The 12,285-nt window shown below is 55.2% G+C and carries 12 protein-coding genes; 7 read left to right on the top strand and 5 right to left on the bottom strand.

All coding sequences use genetic code 11. The annotated features are described in order from the left end of the window. Positions 1 to 162 precede the first annotated feature (162 nt). The 4 genes from REH51_RS08040 to REH51_RS08025 all read left to right on the top strand — a co-directional run bounded on the left by REH51_RS08040 (position 163) and on the right by REH51_RS08025 (position 3,232). Complete coding sequence (locus tag REH51_RS08040; RefSeq protein ID WP_009723142.1) at positions 163 to 1,047, top strand: urease accessory protein UreD; 885 nt, start codon at positions 163 to 165, stop codon at positions 1,045 to 1,047. A 97-nt stretch (positions 1,048 to 1,144) separates the two neighbouring features. Further along, positions 1,145 to 1,426, top strand: coding sequence for a hypothetical protein (locus REH51_RS08035; RefSeq protein ID WP_009723141.1), 282 nt, complete (start codon positions 1,145 to 1,147; stop codon positions 1,424 to 1,426). A 19-nt stretch (positions 1,427 to 1,445) separates the two neighbouring features. After that, complete coding sequence (locus REH51_RS08030; RefSeq protein ID WP_009723140.1) at positions 1,446 to 2,960, top strand: PepSY-associated TM helix domain-containing protein; 1,515 nt, start codon at positions 1,446 to 1,448, stop codon at positions 2,958 to 2,960. After that, complete coding sequence (locus REH51_RS08025) at positions 2,957 to 3,232, top strand: DUF3325 family protein (protein ID WP_498937499.1); 276 nt, start codon at positions 2,957 to 2,959, stop codon at positions 3,230 to 3,232. The genes REH51_RS08030 and REH51_RS08025 overlap by 4 nt, the downstream gene beginning before the upstream one ends. Here the strand turns inward: REH51_RS08025 and REH51_RS08020 are convergent, their stop codons facing one another. The 5 genes from REH51_RS08020 to REH51_RS08000 form a co-directional block, all read right to left on the bottom strand. After that, a complete protein-coding gene (locus REH51_RS08020; protein ID WP_050801090.1) occupies positions 3,233 to 4,267 on the bottom strand; it encodes a FecCD family ABC transporter permease in 1,035 nt (344 codons plus the stop codon). It lies immediately after the preceding gene. Between the two features lie 3 nt (positions 4,268 to 4,270). After that, positions 4,271 to 5,272 (bottom strand): FecCD family ABC transporter permease, encoded by a 1,002-nt coding sequence (locus REH51_RS08015; protein WP_498937497.1) that lies wholly within the window; start codon positions 5,270 to 5,272, stop codon positions 4,271 to 4,273. 14 nt (positions 5,273 to 5,286) lie between these two features. Then, positions 5,287 to 6,264 (bottom strand): ABC transporter substrate-binding protein, encoded by a 978-nt coding sequence (locus REH51_RS08010; protein WP_498937495.1) that lies wholly within the window; start codon positions 6,262 to 6,264, stop codon positions 5,287 to 5,289. 7 nt (positions 6,265 to 6,271) lie between these two features. Continuing rightward, a complete protein-coding gene (fauA, locus tag REH51_RS08005; RefSeq protein ID WP_498937493.1) occupies positions 6,272 to 8,416 on the bottom strand; it encodes a TonB-dependent alcaligin siderophore receptor FauA in 2,145 nt (714 codons plus the stop codon). Between the two features lie 127 nt (positions 8,417 to 8,543). Next, positions 8,544 to 9,479, bottom strand: coding sequence for a helix-turn-helix transcriptional regulator (locus REH51_RS08000; RefSeq protein ID WP_498937491.1), 936 nt, complete (start codon positions 9,477 to 9,479; stop codon positions 8,544 to 8,546). A gap of 373 nt (positions 9,480 to 9,852) precedes the next feature. On the opposite strand from REH51_RS08000, the gene REH51_RS07995 reads away from it, so the two are divergent. Genes REH51_RS07995 through ureC form a run of 3 tightly spaced genes read left to right on the top strand, consistent with a single transcriptional unit; the run spans position 9,853 to position 12,226 of the window. Further along, positions 9,853 to 10,155, top strand: a complete 303-nt coding sequence (locus REH51_RS07995; RefSeq protein ID WP_498937489.1) for an urease subunit gamma — start codon at positions 9,853 to 9,855, stop codon at positions 10,153 to 10,155. A gap of 38 nt (positions 10,156 to 10,193) precedes the next feature. Further along, positions 10,194 to 10,514 (top strand): urease subunit beta, encoded by a 321-nt coding sequence (locus REH51_RS07990; protein ID WP_009723132.1) that lies wholly within the window; start codon positions 10,194 to 10,196, stop codon positions 10,512 to 10,514. Further along, entirely contained in the window at positions 10,511 to 12,226 is a 1,716-nt protein-coding gene (ureC, locus tag REH51_RS07985) for an urease subunit alpha (protein WP_009723131.1), read from the top strand. The genes REH51_RS07990 and ureC overlap by 4 nt, the downstream gene beginning before the upstream one ends. Positions 12,227 to 12,285 lie beyond the last annotated feature (59 nt).

Below are 12,285 nucleotides of genomic sequence, written 5' to 3'. Positions count from 1 at the left end.
CTGCTTCGGTTTTGATCCATTTTGGTGCGAAGCGGGCGAGGTGAGAAACTGCTTTTTCCACCTCTCGAGGCTGTTTTGGCGGCGTATGAGCATTTTTCACCATTTTGGCGCACTCCTTGCATTTCAAGTTGAAGTGTTGATTAACAGGAAACAAAAGCGCCCATGATTTTGAGTGAAATCGCGACACCCGCTGCTGGCTCAGGCCACCGCTTTGATGGCGAACGTCACTGGTCGGCATCGCTGGCGCTTCGTTTTGCTAACCGTGAGGGCACAACCCGGTTGGTGCAGGCCCGTCACCAAGGGCCTCTACGCGTACAGCGCCCGTTTTATCCTGAAGGCAGCACAGAAGCCTGCCATGTGTATGTGCTTCACCCGCCCGGTGGCTTGGTTAGCGGTGATGCACTGACGATTCGCGCCCACATCGAGCGTGGTGCCCACGCGCTACTCACCACGCCTGCGGCCAACAAGCTTTATAAAGCCGACAGTCAGGGCGTCGCCTGGAACCAAGATACCGAACTTAACGTGGAAGATGGCGGCATCCTTGAATGGCTGCCCCAGGAAACCATTGCCTTTGATGGCTCCAAAGGCACTCAGCGAACCCATATTGCGTTGCATGGCAGCGCCCGCTGCCTGGGCTGGGAAATCATGGCGCTGGGTCGCCCTGCCAGTGAGCTTCCTTATGTAACAGGCCGCATTGAGCAGCACTTTCGTTTAACCCTAGATGGCAAGCCGCTGTGGCTTGAACGCCAACCGTTGGACCCTGTACATCCGCGTTTTAACGGGCGCTGGGGGCAGGGGGGCGCCACGGTGCAAGCCACGCTGTGGGCGGTTGGTTTAGAAGATGCCGGTGCGGCGATTGATGAACTACGCGAAGCGCTGCCGGACAACCCACGCTGGGCGGTCACCGTTCGCCAGGGCGTTCTGCTGCTACGCTACCTTGGAAACTCCCGTAATGAAGCCTGGGCGCTGTGTGAACAGGCCTGGCACCTATTACGCCCGCGCTGGATCTCACGTGCCGCCCACACGCCGCGCATTTGGTTAACCTAAACGTTGTGCAGCAGGTGCTAAATAAGTTACCTCCACTAATGCAAATGAAAACCTTTTGCATTAAAGTGTTGTTTTGTGACCTGCACCGAGATGTACCATGTTGCTCAACGTTTTACCCTCCTCGTATTGGCTGCTTATCTTACGCATCCTGGCCGCGACGCTTGGCGGCTATATAGTCGCTGCACTGTTCTCGGTGGCAGCGCTTGGCTTACCGCTAGATATCATGATGTCTCTGCGTATCGGCATGATGGGGAGCTTCATTATTTGGGCGGGCGTGGCGACTTGGTCGTTTATCACGCCGAGTTTGATACGCCTTTGGGGGGCTATCGGTCTCGCCGCTTGCGGCCTTCTATTGGTGGCTACCTATGGCATCCACTAAGCGCAGCGTGAGGCGTAATATGGCTCAGCTGCACACATGGTGCGGCTTGCTAGCTGCTTGGCTGCTGTTTGCCGTTTTTCTGACGGGCACTTTGAGTTACTTCAAAGAGAGTATCTCGTTATGGATGCAGCCCGAGCTGCCGAGTGTCGCCGCGAACGCTGAGTGGGATAACCGACGTCTGGCTGATTACTGGCAGTACTATCTTGCTGAACATGCCTCATCGGCGAGAAGCTGGCAGATTACCTTTCCTAATGAGCGCATGTCGGTCTCGACAGCCGTTTGGTTTGGGGAGGATGGGAGAGAGCAGTTGGTGCTTGACCCAACCACTCTGGCGTTGGTTACTCCGCGTGAAACGCGTGGGGGGGATTTTTTCTACCGATTCCATTTTCAATTGCATCACTTCCCCGCCGTCTATGGCCGCTGGATCATTGGTATCGCCACCATGATGATGTTCGTGGCAATCATCAGCGGCGTGATAACCCATAAAAAAATCCTGCGCGACTTTTTTGCTTTTCGGCCCAAAAAGGGCGCCCGTAGCTGGCTAGATGCTCACAATGCATTTTCTGTGTTAACGCTGCCTTTTCAGCTAATGATTACCTATACCGGCTTGATAACGCTCATGTCGCTCTATATGCCTTGGGGAGTAGAGCACGCGTTTCCCGATGCTGACGCGCGTCGCCAAGCGACCAGTGAACTGCATGCCTTTCCCCTCTCTGACTCAGCCACGGGGCAGCCTGCAGCGTTACATGCTCTTAGCGAACTGGTCGGTGATGCTGAAGCGCATTGGCAGAAGCCGGTGCAGTCCCTGAGGGTCAGCCACCCTGGCGATGCGGGCGCGCGTGTCGTAGTTTGGCAGAGTGCTTACGAGGCGTTATCCGCACACCGCCCACAACGTATCTATGAAGCAAGTTCGGGCGCGTTGTTAGCAGCAACGCAGTCGCAACGTTTTGATGAACAAGCACACGGCGTCATGGTGGGGTTACATGCAGGACGTTTTGCCGACTGGGGTATGCGCTGGATCTATTTTGCGTTGGGCGCTGCTGGGTGTGGCATGGTGGCAACCGGGCTATTGCTATGGACGTCAAAGCGTAAGCACAAGAAGGGCAGTGTGGTGGGGATCTGGTGTGTCGAGCGGCTTAACATAGCGACGCTGGCGGGCATGCCGATTGCCGTGTTGGTCTTTTTAGCCAGCAACCGACTTTTACCGGTGGCGCTTAGTGGGCGTGCCCAATGGGAAATCCATTTTTTCTTTGCCGCCTGGCTGCTCGCGTTGCTACACGCTGTCTTCAGGCGCTCGGCCTCGCAGGCATGGTGGGAGCAGTTAACACTGACCGTTATCTTGTTGCTTTGCTTGCCAATACTGAATCTCTTGGTTCCTTCCTATCGTGTTCTAGGTGATCTTGCCGAAGGTGATTGGCAGCGTGTTAGCGTTGACCTGATGTGTTTGGTCAGCGCGCTGATCATCGTATGGCAAATGAGACGAGCCGCTAAAAAAGCGAGCACCCGTGTGCAGACTATTCAGGTGGCGTCATGATGCTCCTCACGATTCTGACACTCAGCGCACTTGGCTTTGTGTTGATTGCGCTATCGGATACCCGCCATCGACGCCGTTGTGGCCTTAAGCCTGTTCAACAAAAACCTTGGTTCTGGGCGGGCAGCGCGATACTTGGTTGGCCGCTTTGGTTGGCAATGGAAACCTGGAGCACAGGGCTGGCAATAACGCTATGGCTTGGTTGCCTAAGCATCTCGGCGGGAGTGGTGTTTCTTGGTCTGGCGATGTTTGAGCGTTTCCGCCAGCAGCCGTAATTACCCCCGCCGCTGGCGATTTAATAAATAAACCAAATAGACACCGCCCAGCCCAGCCGTTAAAACACCGACGGGTAACGCCCCAGAAGGCAATGAGTACTGAGCCGCTAAGTCTGCCGCCAACAGCAGCAGGGCGCCGACCACGCCTGCCGCTAAGGGGAGCGGCCCAGGTTTTCTCCAAAGGCGTAACGCCAACTGGGGCGCGGCAAGGGATACAAACGCAATCGGCCCTACCGTCGCAACCGCGCCACCCGCCAGAAAAGCCCCCATTACGGCACTTAATAAGCGTGATGCTGCCAAGTTAACGCCGAGGTTTTTGGCGACTGGATCGCCAAGTGCCATAAGGCGCAGCCGGGGCGCTATCAGCACAATACCGGGCAGTAACAGCAAGCACAGGCTAAGCATTGGCCAAAGGTCGTGCCACTGGCGTCCTGCTAAGCTACCGCTAAGCCAAATCATCGCATCTCGCGCTTGCTCTTGGCCCAGCCACGTCAAATTTAGCTGCACGCCTGCTAGGGCTAAGGCATTGATAGCGATGCCAGCAATAATCATTGAAGAGGGGTGGCGAAAGCCGTGCCCAGAGCCGCTATAGACCGCTAGCGTGCCGATGATCGCACCCAGTGCGGCCCCCATCGTGGTAGAGACAATGCCCGTCAGCCAACTGCTTGCCAGCAGTGCTCCGAGGCTAGCGCTGGCGGTAAGGCCGATAATGTCGGGACTGCCTAATGGATTACGGGTGATGCCTTGAAACAGGGCACCCGATACGCCTAGCGCAAACCCGGCACACAGCGCGACGAATGCCCGTGGTAAGCGCAGCGTAAACGCCTGCCACTGTTCAAACGGTGTCGCATTACCTTGGATAAGGTGCCCAAGCGCTTCCTTGCTAAGCCCCTGGCTTCCCAGCATCAGAGAACCAAGTAATAGCCCTAAAGCAATGATGCTGGCCAACATATAGGGGGCTAAAGCTAGGGATGGCAAAAGACAGGATGGCAAACGACGGGGGGCTGGCAGTAACGTATTAAAGCGTTTCATCATGGCTCACACAGCGCGCTGGTTAATGCGCAAAGCGACTAATAGAAATGGCGCGCCTAGCAGCGCCGTCAGGATCCCAGTCATGATTTCAGAAGGGCTTAGCAAAAGGCGTGCGAGCAGGTCTGCAAGTATCATCATTAGGGGGCCTATCACCAGCGCGATGGCAAGTTGCCAATAAATGTAATGACCAGCAATTTTTTTGGCCAATAACGGCACGGCTAAGCCCACGAAGGCTATAGGGCCTACTGTGGCGGGTGAAAACGCCGCTAGCAACGCGCTCCCGCTAAGCACCGCCAGCCTCAAACAACCCGCATTCAGCCCCAGCGCTTTGGTCACGCCGTCACCCATTTGTAGGACGTGTAAAAAGCGCGGGAGGATAAACGACAGGCCTAGTCCGACCGCTATCCAGCCCAATAGCCGCTGGGCCTCATCTAGCGTATGCCCATTGATGGACCCAACAATCCAGAAGCGATAGTTGGCAAATAAGGCGGGGTGAGTAAGGGTGACGGCTTGTACGTAGGCAAATAGAACGGCGTTAAGCGCTGCCCCTAACAGCAGCAAATGTGATGGGTCATGCTGGCGGTAAGCGCTCTGAACGCCTACTAAAACAGCCACGAAAAGCGCACCAGGTAGCGCTAACCAAAAAGCGCCTGCAGGCAACGAGCCAAGCACCAAGCCAGCGGTAACCAGAGACGCGGCTGCGCCCGCATTGATGCCCAGAAGCCCCGGCTCGGCAAGTGGGTTGCGGGTCAAATTTTGTAGCAGCGTACCGGCGACGGCAAGCGCAGCGCCGGTAGCGATGGCGAGCAGTGTGCGTGACAGGCGTGCTTCCACTAAGTCGTTGGCGTAGCTGGGGCCTGCCGCTTGAAGCGCCTGCCATACTTGATAAGGGGAGAGATTTTCTGCTCCCACCGAGAGATTGACCCAGCCAAACAGAAGCACCGCCCCCGTTAGCCCTGCCAGCCAGCGTGTTCGCTGCCGTAAAGAGGGAAATAGATCGTTCACCATACCCGCTCCAGCATTCATCGCCGCTCAGCTGCTTCGGCAAGGCGTGGCAATAGCCGCTCGATCATCCATTGAGTCGCTAGTGGCGAACCGGCAGAACTAGCAACGATTAATGGTTGATCGGTCAGCGCCAGATAGCGGCCATGTGAAATGGCTGGCAAAGACGCAAAAAGCGGTAGCTCAGCCACTCTATCGCGCTGCTCTTCGCTGTGATACCAAGAGACCACTAAATCGACATCTTCCAGCATGGGAAGATGCTCAAACCCTAGGTAGTGCGCAAAGTGATTGCCGCTTGGTGATAGGCCTTCAACCGTTGGTGACAAGAGAAGCCCAAGGCCTGTCAGTGTGCCAACGCGAGGGTCATCTGCTAAATACACGGAGACATTTCCAGAGGCTGGGGCGGGCCGTACATAAGCAAAAGTGGTGTCCGCAAGGCCTGGATAAGCCTCGCCTGCAGAGCTCAGCGATGTTTCGAGATGACGCATTAAGGCAGCGCCTTTCTCCGGCACGCCAAGCGCTTTAGCAATACGCTCAATCTGTTCATCGACAGAGGTGAGATAAGGGCGCTCTGGGTAAGCGACAATGGGCACCAGTGGCGACAACAGATCATAAATGGCGTCCGGAACTCCACTTGAAGGTGCCAGAATGACATCCGGCTCCAGCGCGAGCAGTGCTTCAACATCCAGCTCGGGGTACTGCGTAATCGTCGTGGGGAGCAGCGTTTCCTGTGCTTCCAGAGCGTCTCGTACCCATGGCCAATAGCCGTCGTCATCGCCGCCCCACTCTGCACGGCTGATGCCTACCGGCACAATGCCAAGTGAAATAGCAATGTCGTCAGCACCAACGCCAAGGGTGACGACACGCTGAGGTGGCTCGTCAATAGTGGCTGTTCCCAGTGGGCTTTGGATGACAACGGGAAAGAGAGAGGTACCAGCCACTCCCCCCGCCATGGGGGCAGCTGCAATCAACAGCGTGATGAATGAGCGCAGCATCATTAGCTTCTCACCAATCCCAGTTGATTGACATAACGGCACTACGCGGTTCGCAAAGCCAATACTGGCTGTAGAAACCAATTTGCTCGTAGTAGTCCTTGTCAAACACGTTGTTGATGTTCAACTGCGCGCTTAATTGATCGTTGAAGCGATAGCGTGCCATCAGGTCAGCAACGGCGTAAGCGTCTTGCCCAACTTTAACCTGGCCATTGGGGCTAGATGTGTTCCGCCAAATATCGCTTTGCCAACGTGCCCCGCCGCCCAATGTTAAGCCACTCCATGCGCCCGGCAGTTGGTAGGTGGTAAACAGTTTGATCTGTTGGCGCGGATGGGTCGTGTTGGTACGCTCGCCGTCGGAATTTTCTGCATTGGCTAACGTGTAGCTGGCGCTCACATTCCAGCCAGAGGCCACTTCGCCAATCAATTCGACCTCTACGCCATTGACCTGATTACCATCAACACTGCGGTGGGCTGAGGTTCCAGGCTGGCCGATCACATCAACGCCAGGAATGGCTTCGGCCACACCGTTTTGCTCTGTTCTAAACAGTGCAATGCTGCTATCCAATTGGCCGTTCAGAAGGGTTGCCTTAGCGCCCAGCTCATAGCTGCGACCCTGAATAGGATCCAGCAGAGAGCCATCCTCACGCCGGGCATTCTGAGACTGGAAAATCTCGGTATAACTCGCGTAAACAGAGGCGTAGTCATTAATATCGTAGATAATGCCTGCATAAGGCGTTATTTCGTTGCTGTACCGGTATTGCCGCTCAGACCCATAATAAGTCTGATCCAATTCCCAATCGCTCAGGCGTGCGCCAAGAATGAGATTAAGCGGATCACTCAACGAAAAGCGCGACACCATATAGCCGCCGCTTTGCGTTACCTGCATATTGTCTGAGCTGCTGAATTCCCCCCACTGAGGCTTGGCCACCACACTGTCTCGCCAATTAAAGTAACTGCCCGCGGAAGGCGGCGTGCCAACCGGCGTGGCCAGTTTTATCTCAAAGTCATCTTCGTTATGCATCCAGCCAAAGCCCAGCTCATGTTGGCGACCAAATAAGCTGAAATCACCTTCGGCCGTAACGTTCACGGTTTGTTGAGTACGGTTGCCGCGGGAATTCAAGAAGGAGCTGGACATACCAAGGCCTGTCTCCCTGTCTGGGAAACCGCCGCGATAAAGGTACTCTAGGCCATAGTTACCATCGTTATGGCTAACGGCGGCACGTAACGTCCAGCCGTTATCCAATTGGTGGCTAAGGTCAGCGAACACGCGAGTGGTCTCGTTGTAAAACGTTGACCAGTCGGTGTTGTTAGATGCACTGCGGTCAAAGTCCGTTCGGCTGCCGTCAGCATAAAAAGCCGGGACACTGGCCCCTGCGCCAACCGTCTCGTTGTGCTGATATTCAACCCCTACGGTTAATTGAGTAGCGGGTGTAAGCTCGCTACTGATAACACCATAAAGTGTCTCATGGTCATCTTCGAGATGAGAGATAAAGCTATCGTTTTGGCCTTTAGCCACGACAAAGCGGGCCCCGGTCGTGCCATCGCTGCTTAACGGTACAGACACATCCGCAGTGGCGCGGCGACGATCCCAACGGCCGATGCCTGCGGAAACAGACGCAGCCGCTTCGGATAACGGGCGTTTGCGAATAAAGTTAACGCTTGCCGAGGGTTCGCCAGCGCCGGTCAGTAAACCGGTTGCCCCGCGCACCACTTCAACACGGTCATAAATCGCAGCATCCCAGTCGGTATCGCCAAAATTCCAAAAACCGCTGAGCGGAATGCTGAGTCCGTCAAACTGCACGCTACGTATCGAGAAGCCACGCGCGGCATAGCTAATTCGGTTACTGTCAGCTCGGCTTGGCGAAACACCGGGTACTTGGGCTAAAACATCACCGCCTGTCTGTACCGCACGGTCGTCGATCTGCTGGCGAGTAATAACGCTTGTTGATTGGGGCGTCTCGCGTGGCGTTAATGACAGCCCGACCGCGCTGCGGCTAGCGGGAACTGTGTAGCGTTGAGTGCCCTCACTGCTGGTGCTGAGGCGCTCACCGGTCACGAGCAAATTGTCCAATGTTTCGTCAGGAGCTTCAGCGAAGGCAAGCAACGGGTAGGAAAGAATAAGCGCAGTACATGTTGATCGATATGAAAAGGGCATGGAGCGGTTTTCCAAAGTGGATGTGACCAATAGTTAGTAATTCATAATGAGAATTATTCCACTTATGGTGGGCGGGCAGTTATGCCCACCGCGCAATTGATTATGCGCAAACGTCAGCCGTATCGTTTTAGGGGCGTTTAAGGGAACTTTCTGTCAAAGCACCCGGCGAGATACCGTAGTTTTTCTTGAATGCAGTAATAAAGTTGCTGGCATGACGGTAGCCGCTTAAATGTGCCGCTTGTTGAACGCTGTGGCCGCTCAGCAGCAGCTCGCGTGCTAGCGAAAGCCGACGTTTGCGCAAATAGTCGATTGGCGCTAGGCCGTAAGCCATCTTGAAATGCCGCATTAGCGTACTTGGGCTCATGGCCGCACGATCCGCTAAGCGTTGTAGCGTGTGGTCAAATGACGGCTCTTCATCCAGCCAGCGGCGTATCAGCGCCAAGCGCTGCCGATACAGTGCGCCACTGTCAGCCGTATATGGCGAACGGCAGTCCAGCCCCTGAGCGATGATTTGCAGTGCCAACCCTTGAAAGCGCATGCGCTGTGACTCAGCGCTACTGGAAGCACGGCACGCTTCATCGATGGTTAGCTGTAACCCAGGGCTGAGTTGCCAGACATGGGGGGATGCCGATGAGATGTGAGCACCATACCAAGCGTGCATCGCTGATGCGTCGAGCGACAGGCATAGCGTGCAAAGCCGTTGATTAGCAGGATGAAAAGCGCTTAGCGTTAACCCTGTATCCAGCCTTAGCCAGCAAGCTTCCCCTGCTGTTATCCAACGCTTTTGGCCATCAATATCGAAATGTGCGCAGCCCTCTAACATCACCACAATCAGCAGGTCGGTATTACCCTTAGAGAACGATTGATAAGGACGCAGCACATCCAAATCAGAAATAAAAAGTTCCACCCCCGCCGCTAAGCTAACTTCTTCTACACGCCCTTGAGCGATCGATGTTTTCGGCGTGCAGGCAGTGTTGGAGGTGATGGGAAAGCAGTAATCGATACTGTATCGGCGTCCGTAGCCCAAAAAATGATCAACGGTATAGCGGGTGCTGATGGTCACGTGGTGTGTCTCAACCTGGTGTAGAAATAGAGGCTCAACAAAAGCCTTATTTAAAAGACGCGCCTAAATAGTAATGTGTTTTATTTCTATTTGATAGTAAATGCTAAGTGGAGAGTTTTGTTGCACTTTTTTGGTGCGATTAAGGGGCCGGTTAATTGGCGTGGTGCACTTTTGGTGCGAATAAGAGAAAGTCGATATTTTTCAAACTATTGAATAATAATAACTATTTTTTTTATTCACCATTTTGGTACGGCGGTTGCGCTGTATTGCTTCAAATAGGCGTGCTCGGTTTCGATAGTCTGGGAGCGTTGTTCCGAATCCTGCACCGTCGTTTCTGTTGAGCGCTCCCACTGATCAAGCCAATGGAGCCCCCATGGAACTGACCCCACGAGACAAAGATAAGCTGCTGCTGTTTTCTGCTGCCCAGCTTGCCGAGCGCCGCAAAGCACGCGGCCTAAAGCTTAACTACCCCGAAGCCGTGGCGCTGATCAGCTTCGAAATTATCGAAGGCGCCCGTGACGGCAGAAGTGTTGCCGACTTAATGAGCTACGGTCGTGAAATCCTTAGCCGTGATGACGTCATGGATGGCGTGGCGGAAATGGGGGATGAGGGGCAGGGAGAAGCCACCTTTCCGGATGGCACCAAGCTCGTGACCGTTCACACGCCAATCAACTAGTCGTCAGCAACCAGGAGGCTGCCATGATTTCCGGCCCAATGATTCCAGGACAGTACCAGTTAAAAGACGGTGATATTGAGCTATGCGTGGGCCGCGAGCGGATTAGCGTCGAAGTGGCCAATACCGGCGACCGCCCCATTCAGATCGGCTCTCACTACCACTTCGCTGAAGCCAACCCCGCGCTGGTATTTGATCGTAGCAAAGCCCGTGGTTTTCGCTTAGATGTCGCAGCGGGCACCGCGATTCGCTTTGAGCCTGGCCAGACCCGCGAGGTCACGCTAATTCCCTTCGTCGGTAAGCGCGAAATTTACGGCTTCCGTGGCGATGTGATGGGTGCGCTCGATGGAGATAAACAATGAAACCGGTTAACAAAATCAGTCGGCAAGCCTACGCCGATATGTATGGCCCCACCGTGGGCGATCGCGTGCGCCTGGGCGATACCGAGCTGTGGATCGAAGTGGAGAAAGACGCTACCCACTACGGCGACGAGGTGAAGTTCGGCGGCGGTAAGGTGATCCGCGACGGCATGGGGCAAAGCCAGCGTGTTGATGACACGGTGATGGATACGGTGATTACCAATGCGCTGATTTTAGACTGGTGGGGCATCGTTAAAGCCGATGTTGGCCTGCAAAGCGGACGCATCGCGGCGATTGGCAAGGCAGGCAACCCCGACACTCAGCCGGATGTGGATATAGTGATTGGCCCCGGCACTGAAGTGATTGCCGGTGAAGGCAAAATACTTACCGCAGGCGGCATCGACGCCCATATTCACTTTATTTGCCCCCAACAGATTGAAGAAGCGTTGATGAGCGGCGTGACCACCATGCTGGGCGGCGGCACTGGCCCTGCAACGGGCTCTAATGCGACGACGTGTACGCCTGGCGCGTGGCACATCGGTAAAATGCTTCAATCGGTGGATGATATGCCGATGAACATCGGCTGGCTGGGCAAAGGCAACGCCAGCCTACCGGAAGCGTTGGAAGCGCAGTTGGAAGCAGGTGCCATGGGGCTCAAACTCCACGAAGACTGGGGCACCACGCCTGCTTCCATTGATAACTGCCTCAGCGTGGCAGAAAAGTACGATGTGCAGATCGCGATCCACACCGACACACTCAACGAATCCGGCTTTGTGGAAGACACCCTGGCGGCATTTAAAGAGCGCGGCATTCACACCTATCACACCGAAGGGGCAGGCGGCGGTCACGCGCCGGATATCCTGACCGCCTGCTCAAAAGAGTACGTGCTGCCGTCTTCCACTAATCCGACGCGGCCTTATACGGTTAACACCATCGACGAACACCTGGACATGTTGATGGTCTGCCACCACCTGGACCCTAATATTCCTGAAGACGTGGCCTTTGCCGACTCACGTATTCGCCGTGAAACGATCGCCGCCGAAGATATTCTCCACGACCTGGGCGTGATCTCGATGATTGCCTCGGATTCCCAAGCCATGGGACGAGTGGGCGAAGTGGTCTGCCGTACCTGGCAAACGGCCCATAAAATGAAGGTGCAGCGCGGCTTATTGCCTGAAGATGAAGCATTGGGCGCTGATAACCTGCGGGCCAAGCGTTATATCGCCAAATACACCATTAACCCCGCGATTACCCACGGCATTGGCCATGAGGTAGGTTCTATCGAAGTTGGCAAGCTAGCAGATTTAGTGCTCTGGAAGCCGGCATTCTTCGGTGTAAAGCCCTCGCTGATCATTAAAGGCGGCATGATTGCGGCAGCGCCCATGGGCGACCCCAACGCGTCTATTCCCACGCCCCAGCCGGTGCATTATCGTTTTATGTTTGGGGCGTTTGGAAAGGCCGCCAGCCAAACGCGGCTACACTTCGTTAGCCAAGCCGCCATTGATGCAGGGGTTAAAGAGCGCCTGGGCTTGCACAGCACGTTGGCGGCATGCAAGAACGTGCGCGGCGTGCGTAAAAAAGATATGAAGCTCAACGACGCCTGCCCAGAGCTCACTGTTGACCCACAAACCTATGAAGTGCGCTGCGATGGCGAGCTACTCACCTGCGAGCCCGCCACCGAATTGCCGCTAGCCCAGCGCTATCACTTGTTCTGATTGACGCAATACGAGGAGCGCCGAGAGGTAGGACTACGTGAGGGCGCTGTGAATACATC

It is taken from the genome of Halomonas bluephagenesis (assembly GCF_054790765.1).
Note: the sequence above shows the minus strand (reverse complement) of the source record. Positions and strands in the feature narration are given on the sequence as shown.